Below are 20,219 nucleotides of genomic sequence, written 5' to 3' on the forward strand. Positions count from 1 at the left end.
ATCCTTATTGGGCATAAAGCCGTTTGTGAGTATGAACAGACATCAGAATGCCAAAACCTGCCATCAGTGTCACTATCGATGTGCCGCCATAGCTCACTAAAGGAAGCGGAACACCTACCACAGGTAGTAAACCGCTCACCATGCCAATGTTTACAAAGATATAAACGAAGAAGGTTAAAATAATGCAACCAGCTAACAAGCGGCCAAAGGCTGTTTGCGCTTGAGTGGCAATAAACAAGCCACGACCAATGATGTAGAAATACAAACACATCAGCAGCACTACGCCTAAAAAGCCAAACTCTTCGGCAAATACGGCAAAAATAAAATCGGTATGCCGTTCTGGCAAAAAGTCTAATTGAGATTGGGTGCCCTGCAGCCAGCCTTTACCGGCAAAGCCACCAGAGCCAATAGCAATTTTAGATTGAATAATGTGGTATCCCGCGCCGAGAGGGTCACTTTCTGGGTTAAGTAAAGTAAGTACTCGTTGGCGCTGGTAGTCGCGCATTAAGAAGAACCATAGCAAAGGGATAAAGGCGGCAATCGCTGCACCTGCTGCGCCCACTAATCGCCAGCTCATTCCGGCTAAGAACAAGGCAAAAATCCCAGAGGCAGCAACCAGTAAAGATGTTCCTAAATCGGGCTGCTTAGCAATAAGCAAGGTTGGCGCAATTGCAATGGTGGCACCAATCAGTAAGTGTTTGAAGCTAGGTGGAAGAGGGTGTTGGCTAATATAACGCGCGACCATGAGTGGCACGGCGAGCTTCATAATTTCAGATGGTTGGAAACGGATAAAACCGAGATCTAACCAGCGCTGGGCACCTTTACCCACATCGCCCACTATCAGCACCGCCAATAGCATCAACAAACCGGAGAAAAAGAAGAAGGGCGCCCAGCGCAAATATACGTCAGGGGGAACTTGCGCCAGTACAAACATCACTACAGTCGCTAAGGCAATGCGCACCAGTTGGCGGTTTAGCATCGCCATGCTCTCGCCGCTGGCGCTGTATAAAACAAACATGCCCAAGCCCATTAATAACACTAAACCAAGCAATAAAGGCCAATCTAGGTGCAGTCGCCACCACAAAGAGTTTTTCTGCTCTTGGCTATAGTTGCCCATGCTTAAAAGGTTTCCTTGGTTTCAAAATAACTATCAAACAACTCGCGAATAACTGGCGCTGCATTGGAGCTACCACCACCGGCATTTTCTACAACCACTGAGGCAACAATCTCGGGTTTTTCGAAGGGCGCATAGGCGACAAACATCGCGTTATCGCGGTGCTGTTCTTTAAGGCTTTCGGCATCGTATTCTGCATCTTCGGCGATGCCAACAACTTGCGCAGTACCCGATTTACCGGCAGCGACATAAGTGGTGTCTTCAAAAGCTTTACGCGCGGTACCGTTACTTTTGTTGATTACGCCGTACATACCATCTAAAGCAACCTGCCAGTTTTTATCACTGTTTAAAGCAATAGGCGCTTGAATTTGCGGCGGTAAGCCAATGTGTGAGTTGGCATCGCCGACGCTTTTTAAAATACGTGGGGTAATAATTTTACCTTTGTTTACCAAAATATTGGTGGCCTGAGCGAGCTGTATAGGGGTGGTGGTCCAATAGCCTTGGCCAATGCCAACAGAAATGGTGTCACCTTGCCACCACGGTTGGCGGTAGCGAGCACGCTTCCATTCACGGCTAGGCATGTTGGCGCGGCTTTCTTCATGAATATCAATACCAGTATATTTACCAAAACCAAACTTGCTCATGTAGGCATGCATTTCATCGATGCCGGTTTCGTAAGCTAGTTTGTAAAAATAAGTATCTACACTTTGTTCAATAGCTTTATAAACATCAACCCAACCATGTCCCCAGCGTTTCCAGTCACGGAAGCGGCGTTTGGTATTAGGAATTTGGAACCAGCCTGGGTCCCACATACGTTGCTCAACAGTGATTTTACCCAGCTCTAATCCCATTACAGCTAACTGTGGTTTAACCGTAGAAGCCGGAGGGTAAACGCCTTTGGTGGCTCGGTTAATCAGCGGGCGGTCGGTAGAGTTAAGCAGCTTGTTGTAATTTTTGCTGCTAATGCCATTTACAAATAGGTTAGGGTCATAACTTGGGCTAGATACCATGGCTAGTACGCCACTGGTTTTGGCATCAAGAAGAACCGCTGAACCGCGGCGCCCTGCCAGCAACCTTTGAGCTTCTAGTTGCAAGCGAATGTCTACGTTGAGGTAGAGATCTTTACCTGGAATAGGTGGAACAATCTTCATGGTACGAATAATTCGGCCACGGTTATTCACTTCAACTTCTTGATAGCCAACACTGCCATGCAGAATTTCTTCGTAGTAGCGCTCGATACCTTGTTTGCCGATAGTGCGCGTTGCATCGTACTCGGCCAGTTTGTTCTCTTTTTCTAACCGCTCTAAGTCTTTTGCGTTAATGCGCGCTACATAGCCCAATAAGTGGGTGAGGCTGTCGCCATAGGGGTAGAAGCGAATTAAGCTGGCATCGATGCTGGCGCCATGAAATTTGTGCTGTTGCACGCTAAACATGGCCACCTGTTGCTCAGTAAGTTGCGACTTAAGCACTACTGGTTTAAAGCGACGGGTGTGTTTGCGGTTTTGCTGGAATCGCTCAACATCGTTTTCGCTGAGCGCTAATAATTCACTTAGCTCGGCGATCATTTGGTCGAGGTCATCTACATTCTCAGGGATGATCTCTAAACTAAAGTTGGGGCGGTTTTCTGCTAGTAATACCCCATTCCTATCGTAAACCAAGCCGCGGGGAGGGGCGATAGGTAAAACTTTAATGCGGTTGTCGTTAGAGCGAGTGGTGTAGGTTTCGTGCTGTTCAAATTGCAGGTAATAAAGGTTGCCCAGCAATACACAAATAAGCGCGAAGGTACCTAAAATAGCCACTAATGAACGACGGTTAAACAACCGTGATTCAGCCGAGTGGTCTCGCATTGCGACGCGCTGTCTTGCCATACTTTAGCGTTTATTCTCTGTGATAAGGGTGGTTAGCCGTAACACTCCACGCGCGATAGAGAGTCTCGGCAACGATAACTCTCACCATTGGGTGGGGCAAAGTGAGTGCCGATAGCGACCAGCGTTGTTCGGCGATGTTGGTGCAACTTGGGGCTAAACCTTCTGGGCCACCAATTAACAGGCTTACATCGCGGCCGTCCATTTTCCAGTTGTCTAGTTGCTTCGCAAGCTGCGGGGTGGTCCAAGCTTTACCGGTAACCTCTAGAGTTACAACACGGTTGCCTTTAGGTATAACCGCTAAGGTGGCCTCACCTTCTTTATCAAGAATGCGCTTTATGTCGGCATTTTTACCGCGGTTCCCGGCTTTTACTTCAACCAGCTCTAGTGGCATATCTTTAGGAAAGCGACGCGCATACTCTTGATAGGCCGTCTCAACCCAAGCAGGCATTTTAGTGCCTACAGCCACTAACTGTATTTTCATCCGGCTTTAGACTCAGAAACAGCGGGTGCCCATAGTTTTTCAAGTTGGTAAAAGTCGCGAGCGCTGTCTTGCATTACGTGCAATACCACATCACCTAGATCAACCAATACCCACTCTGATTCGTCCATGCCTTCGATGCCAATCACTTCAAGTTCAACTTGCTTGGCTTCTTTAACTACATTGTCGGCGATGGATTTAACATGTCGCTTAGAATTACCACTACAAATTATCATGGTATCGGTCACGTTAGAGAGTTGGCTTACGTCTAGATTTTGAATATCTCGACCTTTCATATCTTCAATTTTGTCTACTACAAAATCGATCAGTTGTTGGTTTTGCAACAAAAGAACCCCAAATTTGGCTTAAAAGATAAGTATATCACGCTCTGTCTGGCTAGGTTAAGCGCCGTAAAGCTTATGTTGAAGAATATAGCTAAGGACTTTTTCAGATAACTGATTTTTCAGTAAGTCTAGGTTTGCTTGGTTTAGCAAGTGCTGGCGGATCTCGCTCGAAGACATATCCATTTCTTGCAGCTGACAAAAGTATATTTTGCCATTGTTATGAGCGCTTAGCTCACTAACATCTTCGCATAATTTAGCTTCAAACCATTGGCTTAGCTGCTCTGAGACTTGTAAATGGTAACCGGGGCGCGCAATCACGATCAAATGAGCATAGTCGCAAAGCGTTTGCCATTCACGCCATTTATCTAAATGGTTGAATGAATCTAAACCCATCACAAAGCCAAGCGGCTGATTTGGGTATTCATTAGCGAGTTGTTTAAGGGTATCGCAGGTATAAGAGTGGCCGCCTCTAGCAACTTCGCGCCAGTCTAGTTTAAGCTGAGGATAATCACTGAGTGCTAGCTCTAGCAATTGTTGGCGATGTTGTGCGGTACTAAATTGCTTCTCTTTAAGCGGTGATAAGGCATTGGGAAGCAGCGTTATGTCGGCAGCATGGGTGGCAGCTAGCAATTGCTGAGCACTGATAACGTGTCCAAGGTGAATAGGGTCAAATGAGCCGCCAAAAAACAGCTTAAGCATGTTTTACCGCTGGTGATGCCAGTTCAAATACTAAGCGTTCTAATTGGTGCCAAGCATGGTCACCGGTAAATTGCTTAATGGCCTTGTCTATTTCGGCAACTTGCATACGCGCAGCGTTAACTTGTTGTGGGCTATAGCGTTTTGCCGCGCTACTGACTAAGCCTTGGCGCTTATTCCAAACGCCATGCTGTTTAAATAAACTGGAATGGTGGCTAGAGGGCTGCTCTTGCAAAAGCTGTAGTAACTTAAACTCTTTGTCTAGGCCCCAATTGATTAAGGTTGGCTCTTCGCCTTCAAGTTGCAGCTGCTTAATGATTAATAAGCTGCGCTGAAAGTCACCGCCTAATAGGGCATCGACCAATTGAAAACTTGAGAAATGATTGGCATGTGACAAGCCCGCTTCAATTTCTTTTAACGAAGGAAGTTGCTGCCCCCAGCGTAATGCAATGGTTGATATTGCCTGGCTAAGCGCGAGTAAGTTCCCTTCGTAATAATGCAGTAATAAGGCTATTAGGTCGTTATCGGCGGGCAGGTGTTGTTGGCCTAAACGTTGCCTTACCCAAGCGTGCAATTGTCCACCTTCTGGTGGATAAATCATAACCACTAAGCCTTGTTGGTCAAAAAGCTTGTACCAATTTTGCTTTTCATTAGCTTTGGTTAACTTAGGCACGCTGAGCAAAAATCGAGTCTCAGGGTTGAGCAGCTGGAGTAGTTCATCAAGCTGATTTTGAATGGCTTTGTCGGGCACTCGATCAAGTTGCAGTTCAATTAAACGATATTGGCTAAAGAGCGACAGCTCAGACATTGCATCAAAAATATCTGGCCATTGAAAGTCTGCATCAAAGGTGAACTTTAAGCGCTCTTCAGCCAAACCTTGTTGTTGTAATTGTTGGCGAATGCTGTCGATAGTTTCAATCTTAATCAGCGGTTCTTCACCTGCTATTAAATAGCAGCTGTAGTTTGCTGCATTTTGCTGTGACAAGCGGTCAGCGTAGATGCGCATATTACCAACTAACCGTAGCCAATTGACGCATAATTTGGTCGGCAGCCATTACCCGTAACTCGTCGTACAATAGCTCTCGCTCTCGTTGTTTTGCTAGTGCTGCTAAGGGGTTATCTTGGAAGTCTCGGTGAAGTTGCACATTAATCGGGAAGTTGCCTTGGTCGGCAATTTGCAAGTAACCGCCCACTTGATAACTTAACTCATATTCTGCGACCTGACCGTTTTCGAATAACGATAGCGTGCGCTTGCTAATATCTTCGCCTCTTAGGTGCAGGGTTGGAATGCCACTTTCAGGAAATTCAAATACTGCGACATTGTTTTGCGCTAGTTGACGTTTTAGCTCACGAACTAGTGGGCTAAATTCATCACTTGAAGATACGTAAATTTGAGTGAGTTTCTCATCTAACAAATAGCTGCCACGTGGTGCAAAACCACAGGCCGAAATTAGGCTAATGGCTAAGGCAATAACGGCGAAACGAATGGTTGTTAAAGTCATGCTTTCTCGCAGTAAAAAACGGCGGGTGTTAGCCCGCCGTATAACTTAGTTAGCAACAATGTTAAGCAGTTTACCTGCAACATAAATCACTTTGCGTACGGTTTTTCCGTCAACAAACTTAGCGACATTTTCGTCGCCCATTGCCAGCGCTTGAACTGCCTCTTGGTCTGCATCTGCAGCCACAGTAAGTTTAGCGCGTAGCTTGCCGTTTACTTGTACAACAATGAGTTTGCTGTCTTCTACCATGGCTTTTTCATCTGCACTTGGCCAAGCCGCTGTATCAATGTCACCTTCGTTGCCTAGTAGTGTCCATAACTGGTCGCAGATGTGCGGCGTAATAGGCGATAGCATTAGTACTACAGCATTAATCGCTTCACGGGTTACTGCACGGTTATTGGCATCATTTTGATCAGCTTTAGTGAGTTTGTTCATCAACTCCATAATCGCTGCAATAGCAGTGTTAAAGGTTTGACGACGACCAACATCATCACTCACTTTAGCGATGGTTTTATGCACTTCACGACGTAGATCTTTTTGTGCTGTGCTCAAGCTTGCTACATCAAGCTCTGGTGTTTCGCCAGCATTAACGTGGTCGTAGGCGAGTTTCCAAACACGACGTAGGAAGCGTAATGAGCCTTCTACTGCGCTGTCTTGCCACTCAAGTGTTTGCTCGGCAGGAGCGGCAAACATCATAAACAAGCGCACCGTGTCGGCACCGTATTTGTCTACCATAACCTGTGGGTCGATGCCGTTGTTTTTCGACTTCGACATTTTACTCATGCCGGCGTAAACAAGTGCTTTGCCATCGGCAGTTTTAGCACTGGTAATACGGCCTTTTTCGTCTTTCTCAGTGATGGCATCAACTGGAGAAACCCAAACCTTACCGCCTTTCTCGTCTTCGTAGTAGAAGGCGTCGGCTAATACCATGCCTTGAGTAAGCAAGCGTTTAAACGGTTCGTCTGAATCCACTAAGCCGGTATCACGTAAAAGTTTGTGGAAGAAACGTGCGTAAAGTAGGTGCAAAATCGCGTGCTCGATACCACCAATGTATTGATCAACCGGCAACCAGTAGTTTGCTTGCTCTGGGTCTAGCATCATGTCTTCGTTGTTAGCACTACAGTAACGTGCGTAGTACCAGCTAGATTCCATGAAGGTGTCGAAAGTATCGGTTTCGTGGAAGGCTTCTTGACCTTCAAATTCAGTTTTTGCCCACTCTGGATCGGCTTTAATTGGCGAGGTTACACCATTCATCACCACATCTTCTGGAAGAACAACCGGTAGTTGGTCTTCTGGCACTGGCACAACATCACCGTTAGCTAGGTTTAGCATTGGGATTGGCGTACCCCAGTAACGCTGGCGGCTTACGCCCCAATCGCGTAGGCGGAAGTTAACTTGTTTGTTACCTTTACCAATGGATTCAAGTTTGGCTGCAACGGCATCAAAGGCGGCTTTAAATTCTAAGCCGTCAAATTCACCCGAGTTAAACAATACGCCTTTCTCAGTGAATGCTTGCTCTGATAAGTCTAGCTCAGCATCGCTTGGCTTAATCACACCTACAATGTCTAAACCATAAGCTTGAGCAAATTCGAAATCACGTTGGTCGTGTGCTGGCACGGCCATTACAGCACCAGAGCCGTAACCCATTAATACAAAGTTAGCGACCCAAATTGGTACTAGTTTACCCGTTAGAGGATGAACGGCATTTAGGCCAGTGGCCATACCTTTCTTCTCCATGGTCGCCATATCGGCTTCGGCCACTTTGTTGTTTTTGCATTCTTCGATGAAGGCGGCTAATTCTGGGTTAGTTTTAGCGGCTTCTAAAGCAAGTGGATGTTGCGCAGCTACGCCAACGTAGGTTACACCCATTACGGTGTCTGGGCGGGTGGTGTAAATAGAGAACTGCTCGTTGCTGTTCTCTAAACCAAACTGCATTTCTACGCCTTCAGAACGGCCAATCCAGTTACGCTGCATGGTTTTTACTTGCTCAGGCCAATCGTCTAGTTGGTCGAGATCATCAAGTAACTCTTGTGCGTAATCGGTGATTTTAATAAACCACTGAGGGATTTCTTTTTGCTCTACTAAAGCGCCAGAACGCCAGCCTCGGCCATCAATAACTTGTTCGTTGGCTAATACTGTTTGGTCTACTGGATCCCAGTTTACCGTGGCCATTTTTTTGTAAACTAACCCTTTTTCGTAAAGCTTAGTGAAGAACCACTGCTCCCAACGGTAGTAATCTGGCTTACAGGTTGCCAGTTCACGGTCCCAGTCGTAGCCAAAACCCAACTGCTTTAGCTGAGTTTTCATGTATTCGATATTCTCGTAGGTCCATTTAGCTGGCGCAGTATTGTTGTTAATCGCTGCGTTTTCTGCTGGAAGACCAAATGCATCCCAACCCATTGGTTGCATAACGTTTTTACCTTGCATGCGCTGGTAGCGAGAGACTACATCACCAATGGTGTAGTTGCGCACGTGACCCATATGCAGGCGGCCGCTTGGGTATGGGAACATAGACAGACAGTAAAACTTCTCTTTACCCGGCTGTTCAACAACTTTAAAGGTTTGCGCTTGCTCCCAGTGCTGTTGCACTTTGGTTTCAATATCACGCGGATTGTATTGCTCTTGCATTGATGGAATCTTCCAGAATGAACCAAATTTGGATTAGGCAGCCTATTGCTACCATACTCGATCCGCATAGGATACCGAGTCCGCCTGCCGACAACAATAGCTAGCGCACATTTGCAGTGAAACAAAAGGTCTATGCTTAATAATGTAAATGCACTTTAGACTGTGGGTGAGTTATGCCAAAGCGAGTAAAAGCCTATCAAGCCTTTGTGGAAGACCTTGAAAAACGCATTCAAGAAAGTGGGGAAGTGGGTCAAGAAGAGCTGTCTAAGCTAATTGATACCACGCAAGAGTATTTACAAGCTGCTAGTGATTTAAGCCAAGATGAATGGCAGCTTATTGCTAACTACGTTCGTCGAGATTTAAGCGACTGGAAAACCGATTACCAGCGCGCTTATGACGAAAGCCCTGGAATGGCACTGCTTAAAGAAAGCATATGGTATTGGCTGGCTAAGTTAAGTGACCAAAGCCAAGTAGAGTGGCATGAGTTGATTGGTGATCTGCAACATCAAGGCGTGTATCAAAGCGGCGAGCTAATTGGTTTAGGGGTGATAGAGTGCGCTGAATGTGGTGATAAAACCGCACTGTGGCACCCAACCATTATTAGTAGCTGCGAACATTGCCAAGGTAAGCGATTTTATCGTCATCCTATTAGTGAGCAGCAGGCTTGAGATAACTCAAAGCGCTTGTTTTATCAATCGTACTAAGTAACGGTTCATTCTATCTGGTTAAAATACTCGATAACTGCGTTAGAATTTTTGATTGTAGAATAACTACTTATCGAAAAATCCTTCCTTATTCTCGAGTATTTTTCCTGCATTATTTATGTTCACTTACTTAGTGTGATTGGTATCACGCCAGCGCTTTGATGCTTAGTTTAATAGTTGGCAGCAGGTTGCAGCTTTCGCTGGCGGATCCGTTGTACCAAGCCAGAAGCTAAACCTAGTAACACGATTAATGCGACTGGCCATAGGCCAAAGCGTTGATAAGGTGTTATCCCAGTAGCAGGGGTAACATCATAGGTGAGTGTTAGCTGTTGATACTCAGGCGCACGCTGCTGAATATTACCAAAGCGGTCGATTATTGCGGTTACCCCAGTATTGGTAGAGCGCACTACTGGACGGCCAAATTCTAAGGCGCGCATTTGGGCAATCTCTAAATGCTGCTGTGGCCCAATAGAGGTGCCAAACCAAGCATCGTTGCTGACCGTTATAATCGCGTCGGTCTCTGGCGTAAATTGCGGTCTTAGTAATTCACCAAAGGCGATTTCATAGCAAATTGCCGCTAGCCATTGATGTCCTTTTACTTCCAAGTTCTGCTGCATAGTATCCCCGCGATTAAACGAAGACATTGGCAAATTGAAAAACGGCGCTAAGGGGCGTAGCAATTGCTCAAAAGGCACAAACTCACCTATCGGTAATAAGTGATTTTTATAGTAGCGATTAGGGTTTTCGTAGTAATAGGCAGAGCTTGCACCCGCTTCTTCTGTTTGCTGGCCCAGTGTTATTAGCGCGTTGTAATACTGGTTGTTTTGTAGATCGTGAGCAATAACACCAGTGATTAAGGCTTGTTGTTTATTAAGTAATTGGCCGTCTAGGTCATGTAAGAAATCAATGACTTCATATTCTAAGGCTGCGATAGCGGATTCGGGCCAGACTATTACATCGGCATCTTCTATCGCGGCGGTTTCTTGTTGGTACATAACAAGGCTTGCTGCACGATGTTGTGGTAACCATTTTATATCTAGAGGTACATTGCCTTGTACCAATGCGACTTTTAGTGAGTCCTGAGCTTGGGTCCAGCTTACACCTTTAAAGGTTAATCCCAGCACCAGCGGTAAGGCAATTGTTAGGCAAGCGACCCAGCGAACCTTTCCCTTGTTAACCAAGATAAGTGCAGCTGATGCTGCAATTAACAACACTAGCCAAGTAACCCCATAAAGACCAAACACTGGTGCAATAGTTGATAATGGCGAATCTATTTGACTGTAACCAGGTTGCAACCAAGGAAAGCCCGTTAACACCCAGCTGCGCAGCCATTCACCTAGTAACCAGCAGGCGGGAAACCACAGCAAGAAAAACGTAAGCCGGCGCGGCCCTTGCCATTTGTTTGCAAGCCAACAGGAAAAGGCAGGGTATAGGGCAAGGTAGGCAACCAATAGCGCCATTAGTGCAAGGCTAACTATCAAAGGCATGCCGCCAAACTCGGCCATGCTTACGTGCACCCAGTGAATGCCATAGCCAAACCAGCCTAAGCCATAACTAAAGCCCAGTTTAAAGCCTGACTGCTCGGGCTTTAACAGTAGCAATAAACCTAATAGTGAGAGAGGCATCAGTGGCCAGAGGCCATAAGGAGCAAAGGCGAAGGGGGCGATAAGGCCACAAACAAAAGCGGCTAACAAACGTAGCCGCGGTGTTAATACTTGTTTCATTTATTCTTGAATGCTTAATTGCAAGGCTTTCTCTTCCGGTATGCTCACCTGTAGCTGCACTAAGCGGCGGCGGTCGGCGGTGCGAACCTTAAAGCGGTAGCCTTCAATTTCAATTGATTCCCCCCGACCAGGTAAATGGCCAAAGGCATGAGTCACCATTCCACCAATCGTATCCACTTCTTCGTCGCTAAATTCGCAACCAAAGTATTGGTTAAAATCTTCGATGTCGGTGAGGGCATTTACCGCAAAGGTTTTATCATTGATGCGGCGAATATCATCTTGTAGGGCTTCTTCATTAGCAAACTCGTCTTCGATATCACCCACAATAATTTCGAGTATGTCTTCAATGGTCACCAGACCGGATACACCACCAAACTCATCAACTACAATAGCCATGTGGTAGCGTTCGCTGCGAAACTCTTTTAGCAGTTTGTCGATGCGTTTACTTTCTGGCACTACAACTGCTGGGCGAATCACTTCACTAAGGGGCGTGGTTGATGCTTCTTCGGTAAAAGCGAATTTGAGCAGATCTTTGGCGAGAAGTACGCCTTCAATGTGGTCTTTGTCTTCGTTGATAACCGGAAAGCGAGAGTGACGCGCTTCGGTTAGCGTGGGTAAAATCTGTGCAATGGTTTGGCTAACATCTAAGGTTACCATTTGCGAGCGAGGGATCATGATGTCTCTTACACGCTGGCTTGATACATCAAGCACACCTTCAATCATCTCTCGGGTATTTTGGTCGATCAGTTCTCGTTGATTGGCGTCTTGTATTACTTCTACCAATTCCTCTTTGCTTTTCGGCTCTCCTTGTACCAGCTGAACAATTTTATCTATCCAGCCTTTCTTAGCAGAACCGTTGCTAGAGTGAGGGTTGTCGTCGCTCATATCTTTCTTTTTTACCTAGTTAGTTATTCAACAGGTATTAGTAAGGGTTACTAATACCTAATTTGGTAAGCACTGCGATTTCTAGTGCTTCCATTTCTTCTGCTTCTTGATCCTCGATATGATCATAACCTAGCAGATGAAGGCTTCCATGTACAACCATGTGTGCCCAGTGATCAAACACCGGTTTTCCCTGTTCTTCGGCTTCACGTTCTACCACTTGGCGGCATATCACTAAGTCACCTAATAGTGGCAAACTTACGCCCGGAGGCGCTTCAAATGGGAAAGATAACACGTTAGTTGGTTTATCTTTATGACGGTATTGAGAATTTAACGCTTGGCTTTCGGCTTCGTCAACAATGCGAACGGTAATTTCGCTATCATGGTCTTGTTCTACCAAAGTTGCATGCAACCACGCTTCAAATGCGCTGATACTTGGCAGATTTTCTTCATCACCCGTGGCGATTTGTAGATCAACAACCGCCATGTTTATTCTCCGCCACTTTGGCTAAGTTTTTGCGCAGCTTCGCGGCGTTGCTTTTGTTTTTCTTCGGCAATGCGGTCGCGCTCATCTTGCTCTTCGTAAGCTTCTACAATGGCTGCGACAATAGGGTGGCGAACCACGTCAGCGGCTTGGAAGAAATTAAAGCTTAGTGCTGGCACCTCACTCAGTACTTCAATGGCGTGGCGTAGGCCAGATTTTTGATGGCGAGGTAAGTCAATTTGAGTGATATCACCGGTAATCACCGCACGCGAATTAAAGCCAATACGGGTTAAGAACATTTTCATTTGTTCTACCGTGGTATTTTGGCTTTCATCGAGAATGATGTAAGCATCGTTTAAAGTACGGCCACGCATGTAAGCTAAAGGAGCAACTTCAATAACATTGCGTTCTATTAAGCGCTCTACTTTTTCAAAGCCGAGCATTTCAAATAGGGCATCGTAAAGTGGGCGTAGGTAAGGATCGACTTTTTGGCTTAAGTCACCGGGTAAAAAGCCCAGTTTTTCGCCGGCTTCTACCGCTGGGCGAGTAAGCAAAATACGGCGCACTTCTTGGCGCTCTAAGGCGTCAACTGCACAAGCTACAGCTAGATAGGTTTTACCGGTACCTGCAGGGCCAATACCAAAGGTTACGTCGTGGCCAAGCATGTTACCAATATAGCTTGCTTGGTTTGGTGTACGCGGCTTAATTACACCCCGTTTGGTTTTAATGTTTAATTCTTTGCCGTAGTGCTGAGTATTTTCTTCGTCTTGCTCGAGTGCGTGGCTCTCTTGAATCGCTAAGTGGACTTTTTCTGGGCTTAGCTCTGGAATATCTCCACCTTTTAGCGGCGCGGTTTCAACATATAGCGAACGCAAAATGCTACCGGCAATCAAACACATGCCATGGCGGCCAGTAATTTGAAAGTTGTTACTGCGGTAACTAATTTCTACACCTAAACGGCGTTCAAGTTGCTTTAAGTTGTCATCAAGTGGGCCGCAAAGTTGGGCAAGGCGAGGGCTAGAGGCTGGCTCTAGATGTATTTCAATAGAATTGATTTTATTACTCAAATTGTTTTCGGGCTGGCTATGGTAGCCAGCCTCAACTCCTTAAAAGCGTATCGGCGACTAAGGCGTAAAGCTCGCCACACCTAGGTGGTCAGCTTGCCCATCGGATTTGTCGATAATAGTGGCAGGGGCAACGTCATTACGCAACTCCATTTGTTGTTCTGTTCTTAGCAATTCACCACGTAAAGAGTGAGCAAACACATCAACAATTTTCACATCAACGAATTGACCTATAACGTCATGGCTGCCTTCAAAGTTCACTACGCGGTTATTTTCAGTACGACCACGCAATTCCATCGGGTTTTTCTTCGAAGGGCCTTCAACTAAAATGCGTTGCTCGGTATCTAGCATACGGCGGCTAACTTGCATCGCTTGTTGGTTAATGCGCTCTTGCAAAATATATAAGCGTTGTTTCTTTTCTTCTTCACTTACATCGTCTGGTAAGTCTGCCGCTGGCGTACCTGGGCGTGCGCTGTAAACAAAGCTAAAGCTCATATCAAAGTTAACTTGCTCGATAAGCTTCATGGTATCGGCAAAATCATCTTGGGTTTCGCCAGGGTAGCCAACAATAAAGTCTGAGCTAATTTCGATGTCTGGGCGCGCTTTACGTAACTTACGAATAATTGACTTGTACTCAATGGCAGTGTGGCCACGCTTCATTAAGTTAAGAATGCGGTCGGCACCACTTTGTACAGGTAGGTGTAAAAAGCTCACTAGCTCAGGAGTATCAGCATATACCTCAACAATATCGTCGGTAAATTCGATAGGGTGGCTAGTGGTAAAGCGAATACGGTCGATGCCGTTAATGCTAGCAACGTAACGTAGTAGTTCGGCAAAAGTACAAATATTGTCGTCGTGAGTAAGACCGCGGTAGGCATTTACGTTTTGCCCAAGCAGGTTTACTTCACGTACCCCTTGTTCGGCTAACGAGGCAATTTCGTAAAGAACATCGTCAAGCGGGCGGCTTACTTCTTCGCCACGGGTATACGGCACAACACAGAAGGTACAATATTTACTACAGCCTTCCATAATTGATACAAACGCGGTTGCGCCTTCGGCTCGAGGCTCTGGTAAACGGTCAAACTTTTCAATTTCTGGGAAGCTTACGTCTACTACCGATTTCTCGCCGCCTTTCACTTGTTTGATCATTTCCGGCAAGCGGTGCAGGGTTTGCGGACCAAACACAATATCTACGTAAGGAGCGCGCTCACGAATGGCTTTGCCTTCTTGCGAGGCTACACAGCCGCCTACACCAATCACTAAGTTTGGCTTTTTGTTTTTGAGTGTTTTCCAGCGACCTAATTGGTGAAATACTTTTTCCTGCGCTTTTTCGCGAATAGAGCAAGTGTTTAGCAACAGTACGTCGGCATCGTCAGCTTCTTCAGTTAGCTGAAAACCATGGGTTGCATCGAGTAGGTCGGCCATTTTCGAGGAATCGTACTCGTTCATTTGGCAGCCCCAAGTTTTTATATGCAGCTTATTTCCCATCGTTTTACTCATCATTACATCGTTAAAAAAGGAGGCGTATTTTACTGGTTTATAGCAAGCCTTGCTAGTAACAATAACGGTGTTTGCCAGAAAAAGGTCAAAAAACATCCGCGTGCTGTTGTGTTGGCTTTGCCGCTCAAATTTTCATTTCAAGATTCGCATCCATTTATCGCTTCAGGTTACACTGCAGAAAATAGTGAGAACAAATTGAAATACCATGGAAAAATTTGATGTTGTGGTAATTGGCGGCGGCATGATTGGCGCGGCTAGTGCGCAAGGTTTTGCCTTGCAGGGCTTATCGGTATTGATGTTGGAGTCTTTTGAGCCTAACGCTTTTGACACTAATCAGCCGATAGACTTGCGCGTAAGCGCAATAAGCCAAGCCAGCGTTAATTTACTTAAACACTTGCATGCTTGGCCGCACATTCGCGCTATGCGCTTGTGTCCCTACCAACAACTGCAAGTGTGGGAAGACCCCAAGGACAAGCTGATTTTTGATTCAGCCCAACTCGATTTGCCCGAATTAGGTTTTATGCTAGAAAATCGCATTATCCAATTAGGTTTATGGCAAGCCAACGAGCAGGTCGGAGTAACACGTAATATCGTGAAGCAAGTACAGCTTGTTAGTAATACCGCGCAAAGTGTAGAGCTTAATGTTGATGGGAAAGCGGTGAGTGCAGGCTTGATGGTAGTAGCAGACGGCGCAAATTCTCAAATGCGCCAGCAGCTAGGTTTAGGCATTAGCGCTTGGGATTATCGCCATGATTGCTTTGCCATTAACGTTAAGTTAGATGCGCCTCAGCAAACGGCTACTTGGCAACAGTTTTATCCTACTGGCCCTCGAGCTTTGTTACCACTGGCAGATCAACACGCTGCCCTTATTTGGTATGACGCTAAAGCCACTATTCAAGGCCTCAAGCAGCTTAACAAAGCGCAGCTAAAACAACGCATCGAATCAGAGTTTCCTGCTTTACCGGGTGATATTGAAATACTAGATAGCGCCAGTTTTCCGTTAACTCGACGCCACGTAGATCGTTATGTAAAACATAGCGCAGTAGTGATTGGCGATGCCGCTCATACTATTAACCCATTAGCAGGACAGGGGGTGAACCTTGGTTACCGTGACGTGAAGTGCTTGTTGGAACAATTCGAGCGCTATGGCATGGCGGATAAACAAAAGGCATTACGTCGCTTTGAAGTACGCCGTAAGCCCGATAATCACCTTATGCAAAGCGGCATGGATTTGTTTTACTTAATGTTCTCCAACAGTTTGCCGCCGCTGCAGGCCATTCGAAAGCTTGCAATTAAAAGCGTGCAACAAGCTGGTCCAGTAAAAGACTGGGCACTTAAATATGCTTTAGGAGATTTGCAGTAGCGCTATTGTTTATTCGCTAACATTGAATGAGCCTGCTTTAAGCAGGTTTTTTATTGTCTGAAAGGCAGAAAGAAAAAAGGCCTGCTAAAAAGCAGGCCTTTTAAGGTGGCAGGGATAGCTGGATTTGAACCAACGAATGGCGGCATCAAAAGCCGCTGCCTTACCGCTTGGCGATATCCCTACAAAACTCTTTGAACTGGATTCTTCATTAGAGAAGAATGGTGCGGAAGGAGAGACTTGAACTCTCACACCTTGCGATACTAGAACCTAAATCTAGCGCGTCTACCAATTCCGCCACTTCCGCACGAAATACTTCTTAAAACTAATGGTGGCTATGGCGGGACTTGAACCTGCGACCCCAGCATTATGAGTGCTGTGCTCTAACCAGCTGAGCTACATAGCCATCTGCAATTTCACAATGTGAACTTACAAATTTATCGGCAGGGCAAGCAAATACTAGTCAACAACATAGCTTTTACTGTCTTACCTGGGCACATTGCCCTATTCAGTTACTGCATTCTCAGGTAAACCTGAGCACAATAAAAGTGGCAGGGATAGCTGGATTTGAACCAACGAATGGCGGCATCAAAAGCCGCTGCCTTACCGCTTGGCGATATCCCTGCAGAAACTTTTCGAAACAAGCTTACCGATGTTTCGATTGTCTAAACCTAAGGTTTAGACTGCAACCAAGAATCATGGTTCTTGCTGCTTAACTCAAGTTACTAAACTCAAGCCTTAAAATGTGGCAGGGATAGCTGGATTTGAACCAACGAATGGCGGCATCAAAAGCCGCTGCCTTACCGCTTGGCGATATCCCTGCAGGGTCTTACTATTGGTTTCTTCTTAAAAGAAGAATGGTGCGGAAGGAGAGACTTGAACTCTCACACCTTGCGATACTAGAACCTAAATCTAGCGCGTCTACCAATTCCGCCACTTCCGCAAATTTCTTACTGTAACTTTAGCAGTATACAGTAATGGTGGCTATGGCGGGACTTGAACCTGCGACCCCAGCATTATGAGTGCTGTGCTCTAACCAGCTGAGCTACATAGCCTTGTTTTCTACGCTTTGCGTTGAGAACGGGGCGTATTATGCTGATGAGACCCAACAGCGTCAACCGTTTTTTTGCCAAAAAACGGCAAAAAAGTTTGTTTGCGCAGTTTGTGTACGCGATGTACTTAGTTTGCTCATTTCTGCTGTTTGCTTTGTGCGCAATTGACTGTTACTTGCTCGCTTTGGCCTAATAGGTTTTTAGGGGGCGCTAATTAGCTGTTGCTAATAATAGAGTGAATAAGCCTAAAAACTATCTTTTGGAGATGCTTTAACGCTTTTGTTTAGAGCTGAATTTGGTGTGAGTGGCGGTTAAACTGGCAAAAGCGTTTTAGCTAAACTTGAATTGCAGATACAAAAAAGCCAACTTAACGTTGGCTTTTTGGGTTTACAGATAAGGTTTATACGTTAAATAAGAAGTGAATCACATCACCGTCTTTTACTACGTAAGTTTTACCTTCTTGGCGCCATTTACCGGCTGTTTTTGCGCCAGCTTCACCTTGGTGCTCAATGTAGTCGTCGTAACCAACCACTTCTGCACGAATATAGCCTTTCTCAAAATCGGTATGGATTTTACCGGCTGCTTGCGGGCCTGTAGCACCCACGGGTACGGTCCAAGCGCGAACTTCTTTTACACCTGCTGTGAAGTAGGTTTGTAAGTCTAGTAGTTCGTAACCTGCGCGAATTACCCGGTTTAGACCTGGTTCTTCTAGGCCCATTTCTTCCATGAATTCGGCTTTTTCTTCGGCGTCTAGCTCGGCAATTTCGCCTTCAATTTCTGCACAAACGGCTACTACTACTGCGTTTTCGCTTGCTGCAATCTCTTTCACTTTATCCAAGTAAGGATTGTTCTCGAAACCATCGTCATTTACGTTTGCAATGTACATTGTTGGCTTAGCAGTTAAGAAGTTCATGTAAGCAATGGCTGCTTTTTCTTCTTTGCTTAGCTCTAAGCTACGTAGCATTAAGTCAGCTTCTAAATGCGCTTGTACTTTTACTAATACTTCTGCTTCAAATTTGGCATCTTTATCGCCACCTTTGGCTTTCTTAGCAACGCGGATTTGCGCTTTTTCACAGGTATCTAAATCAGATAACGCTAACTCGGTGTTAATGGTGTCGATGTCTTCTGCAGGGTCAACCTTGCCAGATACGTGAACGATGTTGTCGTTTTCAAAACAACGAACAACATGGCCAATCGCGTCGGTTTCACGAATATTAGCTAAGAATTTATTACCTAAGCCTTCACCTTTAGAAGCGCCGGCAACCAAACCTGCAATGTCCACAAATTCCATGGTGGTTGGAAGAATACGCTGTGGGTTAACAATGGCTGCTAGGGCGTCTAGGCGCTCATCAGGAACCGGTACTACGCCGGTGTTTGGCTCAATAGTACAAAATGGAAAGTTAGCAGCTTCAATGCCGGCTTGCGTCAGAGCGTTAAAAAGGGTCGACTTGCCTACGTTTGGCAAACCAACGATGCCACATTTAAATCCCATAATAATACCTATTTGTGTAAGGGGCTTAGCCCGCTTTGTAACTGTGTAATCGATTCATTGCTTTGCTTAAACCATCTTTAAGCAAAACATCGGTACTGCGTACCGCCTCATCAATTGCATCATCAATCAGTAGTTGTTCGTTTTTAGGCGCTTTACCTAGAACAAACCCAGAAACACGGTCTTTATGACCGGGGTGTCCAATACCTATCCGTAAACGATGAAAATCTTTATTGTTGCCAAATTTGCTGATGATATCGCGCAGGCCATTGTGGCCGCCATGCCCACCACCTTTTTTAAAGCGAGCTACGCCAGGTGGTAAATCGAGTTCATCATGAGCAACCATAATCTGCTCAAGTTCAATGCGATAGAATTTAGCTAAAGAAGCGACAGACTTGCCACTAAGATTCATAAACGTTGTAGGAATTAACAAACGCATTTCTTGACCCGCCATTTGAATGCGGCCGGTTAATCCGAAATGTTTGCTATCTGGTTTTAGTTGGACGTGATGATTGTTGGCTAGCTGAGTGACTAACCATGCGCCAGCGTTATGGCGGGTGGCTGCATATTCGGGGCCTGGATTACCCAGGCCCACGAGTAAACGAATATCGTTTATCACTATTCTTCAGTAGCTTCTTCTTCAGAATCAGAAGCTTCTTCAGATGTACCCTTAGGAGTAGTAATAGATACTACTGCTTGGTCGTGATCTTCACCTTTAGCTAACTCAACAGAGGTAACGCCTTCAGGTAGAGTGATATCTGAAATGTGTAGTGAGCTACCTAGTTCTAGGTTAGCTACGTCCACTTCAATGTACTCAGGTAGATCTTTAGCTAGACAGCTAACTTCGATCTCAGTAGCTAAGTGATGTACTTTACCACCGTTTTTAACTGCTTCTGCAGAATCTTCGTTTAGGAAGTGCAGAGGTACAGCTTTGTGGATAGCTTTAGTGTTATCAACACGTTGGAAATCGATGTGTTGAACACGTGGCTTGTATGCATGACGCTGCATGTCTTTTACTAATACGTCTACTGCTTCACCAGCAACACTTAAAGTAATGATGCTTGAGTAAAATGCTTCAGCTTCTTGAGCTTTCATCACGTGACGTTGCTCAAGAGTGATTGATACAGGTTGTTGACCAGCACCGTAAACGATAGCAGGAACTTTCTCTTCGTGACGTAGGCGGCGGCTCGCACCTTTCCCTAGGTCTGTACGCAGTTCAGCGTCAAGTTTAATGTTAGACATTGTGTTTCTCCAAATAATAAAATGAGGCTAAAGTTTCGCGACCAAACTCTAACCAGTACCTCGTTGAATCAGCGTTAAAGTGAGTAACACT

At 45.6% G+C, this 20,219-nt stretch carries 19 protein-coding genes and 7 tRNA genes; 3 read left to right on the top strand and 23 right to left on the bottom strand.

The window, feature by feature from the left end:
- Positions 1–4: 4 nt before the first annotated feature.
- From rodA to leuS, 8 genes are read right to left on the bottom strand one after another with little or no spacing between them, the layout of a single operon-like run.
- Positions 5–1,117: a rod shape-determining protein RodA gene (rodA, locus tag OAG1_RS06985; RefSeq protein ID WP_016402201.1), complete on the bottom strand. Its 1,113-nt coding sequence runs from the start codon at positions 1,115–1,117 to the stop codon at positions 5–7.
- 2 nt (positions 1,118–1,119) lie between these two features.
- Positions 1,120–2,982 carry a penicillin-binding protein 2 gene (gene mrdA, locus OAG1_RS06990; protein ID WP_040307274.1) on the bottom strand — a complete coding sequence of 621 codons (1,863 nt, stop codon included), beginning with the start codon at positions 2,980–2,982 and terminating at the stop codon, positions 1,120–1,122.
- 10 nt (positions 2,983–2,992) lie between these two features.
- The gene (gene rlmH / locus OAG1_RS06995) at positions 2,993–3,463 is read right to left on the bottom strand and encodes a 23S rRNA (pseudouridine(1915)-N(3))-methyltransferase RlmH (RefSeq protein WP_016402199.1); all 471 of its coding nucleotides are present in this window, start codon (positions 3,461–3,463) and stop codon (positions 2,993–2,995) included.
- Complete coding sequence (gene rsfS, locus OAG1_RS07000; RefSeq protein ID WP_016402198.1) at positions 3,460–3,804, bottom strand: ribosome silencing factor; 345 nt, start codon at positions 3,802–3,804, stop codon at positions 3,460–3,462. Before rsfS ends, rlmH begins: the two co-directional genes overlap by 4 nt.
- A 57-nt stretch (positions 3,805–3,861) precedes the next feature.
- On the bottom strand, positions 3,862–4,503 hold the full coding sequence (nadD, locus tag OAG1_RS07005) for a nicotinate-nucleotide adenylyltransferase (protein WP_338625196.1): 642 nt from the start codon (positions 4,501–4,503) through the stop codon (positions 3,862–3,864).
- Positions 4,496–5,506 carry a DNA polymerase III subunit delta gene (holA, locus tag OAG1_RS07010; protein WP_338625199.1) on the bottom strand — a complete coding sequence of 337 codons (1,011 nt, stop codon included), beginning with the start codon at positions 5,504–5,506 and terminating at the stop codon, positions 4,496–4,498. Before holA ends, nadD begins: the two co-directional genes overlap by 8 nt.
- A gap of 1 nt (position 5,507) precedes the next feature.
- On the bottom strand, positions 5,508–6,002 hold the full coding sequence (gene lptE, locus OAG1_RS07015) for an LPS assembly lipoprotein LptE (protein WP_016402195.1): 495 nt from the start codon (positions 6,000–6,002) through the stop codon (positions 5,508–5,510).
- A gap of 45 nt (positions 6,003–6,047) precedes the next feature.
- A complete protein-coding gene (leuS, locus tag OAG1_RS07020; RefSeq protein ID WP_338625203.1) occupies positions 6,048–8,627 on the bottom strand; it encodes a leucine--tRNA ligase in 2,580 nt (859 codons plus the stop codon).
- A gap of 173 nt (positions 8,628–8,800) precedes the next feature.
- Between leuS and OAG1_RS07025 the strand changes: the two genes are divergently transcribed.
- Positions 8,801–9,295, top strand: coding sequence for a hypothetical protein (locus OAG1_RS07025; RefSeq protein ID WP_016402193.1), 495 nt, complete (start codon positions 8,801–8,803; stop codon positions 9,293–9,295).
- Positions 9,296–9,501: 206 nt separating this feature from the next.
- Here OAG1_RS07025 and lnt read toward each other — a convergent pair whose 3' ends face one another.
- Genes lnt through miaB form a run of 5 tightly spaced genes read right to left on the bottom strand, consistent with a single transcriptional unit; the run spans position 9,502 to position 14,973 of the window.
- On the bottom strand, positions 9,502–11,055 hold the full coding sequence (gene lnt, locus OAG1_RS07030) for an apolipoprotein N-acyltransferase (protein WP_338625206.1): 1,554 nt from the start codon (positions 11,053–11,055) through the stop codon (positions 9,502–9,504).
- Complete coding sequence (gene corC / locus OAG1_RS07035; RefSeq protein WP_016402191.1) at positions 11,056–11,940, bottom strand: CNNM family magnesium/cobalt transport protein CorC; 885 nt, start codon at positions 11,938–11,940, stop codon at positions 11,056–11,058. It lies immediately after the preceding gene.
- Between the two features lie 37 nt (positions 11,941–11,977).
- A complete protein-coding gene (ybeY, locus tag OAG1_RS07040) occupies positions 11,978–12,424 on the bottom strand; it encodes an rRNA maturation RNase YbeY (protein ID WP_016402190.1) in 447 nt (148 codons plus the stop codon).
- 2 nt (positions 12,425–12,426) lie between these two features.
- Positions 12,427–13,488: a PhoH family protein gene (locus tag OAG1_RS07045; RefSeq protein ID WP_016402189.1), complete on the bottom strand. Its 1,062-nt coding sequence runs from the start codon at positions 13,486–13,488 to the stop codon at positions 12,427–12,429.
- 57 nt (positions 13,489–13,545) lie between these two features.
- Positions 13,546–14,973, bottom strand: coding sequence for a tRNA (N6-isopentenyl adenosine(37)-C2)-methylthiotransferase MiaB (gene miaB, locus OAG1_RS07050; RefSeq protein ID WP_338625211.1), 1,428 nt, complete (start codon positions 14,971–14,973; stop codon positions 13,546–13,548).
- On the opposite strand from miaB, the gene OAG1_RS07055 reads away from it, so the two are divergent.
- Positions 14,935–15,204: a hypothetical protein gene (locus OAG1_RS07055; RefSeq protein WP_338626456.1), complete on the top strand. Its 270-nt coding sequence runs from the start codon at positions 14,935–14,937 to the stop codon at positions 15,202–15,204. The genes miaB and OAG1_RS07055 overlap by 39 nt on opposite strands.
- Positions 15,191–16,348 (top strand): FAD-dependent monooxygenase, encoded by a 1,158-nt coding sequence (locus tag OAG1_RS07060; protein ID WP_338625214.1) that lies wholly within the window; start codon positions 15,191–15,193, stop codon positions 16,346–16,348. Before OAG1_RS07055 ends, OAG1_RS07060 begins: the two co-directional genes overlap by 14 nt.
- Positions 16,349–16,454: 106 nt before the next feature.
- Here the strand turns inward: OAG1_RS07060 and OAG1_RS07065 are convergent.
- From OAG1_RS07065 to OAG1_RS07110, 10 genes are all read right to left on the bottom strand, one after another.
- Positions 16,455–16,529: transfer RNA gene (locus tag OAG1_RS07065), tRNA-Gln, on the bottom strand.
- A 38-nt stretch (positions 16,530–16,567) separates the two neighbouring features.
- Positions 16,568–16,652, bottom strand: a tRNA-Leu gene (locus tag OAG1_RS07070).
- 22 nt (positions 16,653–16,674) lie between these two features.
- Positions 16,675–16,751, bottom strand: a tRNA-Met gene (locus tag OAG1_RS07075).
- A 143-nt stretch (positions 16,752–16,894) separates the two neighbouring features.
- Positions 16,895–16,969, bottom strand: a tRNA-Gln gene (locus tag OAG1_RS07080).
- A 122-nt stretch (positions 16,970–17,091) separates the two neighbouring features.
- Positions 17,092–17,166 (bottom strand) — tRNA-Gln (locus OAG1_RS07085).
- Between the two features lie 37 nt (positions 17,167–17,203).
- Positions 17,204–17,288: transfer RNA gene (locus OAG1_RS07090), tRNA-Leu, on the bottom strand.
- A 35-nt stretch (positions 17,289–17,323) separates the two neighbouring features.
- Positions 17,324–17,400: transfer RNA gene (locus OAG1_RS07095), tRNA-Met, on the bottom strand.
- A gap of 397 nt (positions 17,401–17,797) precedes the next feature.
- Complete coding sequence (gene ychF, locus OAG1_RS07100; RefSeq protein ID WP_016402185.1) at positions 17,798–18,889, bottom strand: redox-regulated ATPase YchF; 1,092 nt, start codon at positions 18,887–18,889, stop codon at positions 17,798–17,800.
- A gap of 25 nt (positions 18,890–18,914) precedes the next feature.
- Positions 18,915–19,505 (bottom strand): aminoacyl-tRNA hydrolase, encoded by a 591-nt coding sequence (pth, locus tag OAG1_RS07105; protein ID WP_016402184.1) that lies wholly within the window; start codon positions 19,503–19,505, stop codon positions 18,915–18,917.
- Positions 19,505–20,128, bottom strand: a complete 624-nt coding sequence (locus OAG1_RS07110; protein ID WP_338625219.1) for a 50S ribosomal protein L25/general stress protein Ctc — start codon at positions 20,126–20,128, stop codon at positions 19,505–19,507. The genes pth and OAG1_RS07110 overlap by 1 nt, the downstream gene beginning before the upstream one ends.
- Positions 20,129–20,219: the final 91 nt, after the last annotated feature.

The sequence above is a fragment of the Agarivorans sp. OAG1 genome (assembly GCF_037076485.1).
In the GTDB taxonomy this organism is placed as follows: domain Bacteria; phylum Pseudomonadota; class Gammaproteobacteria; order Enterobacterales; family Celerinatantimonadaceae; genus Agarivorans; species Agarivorans albus.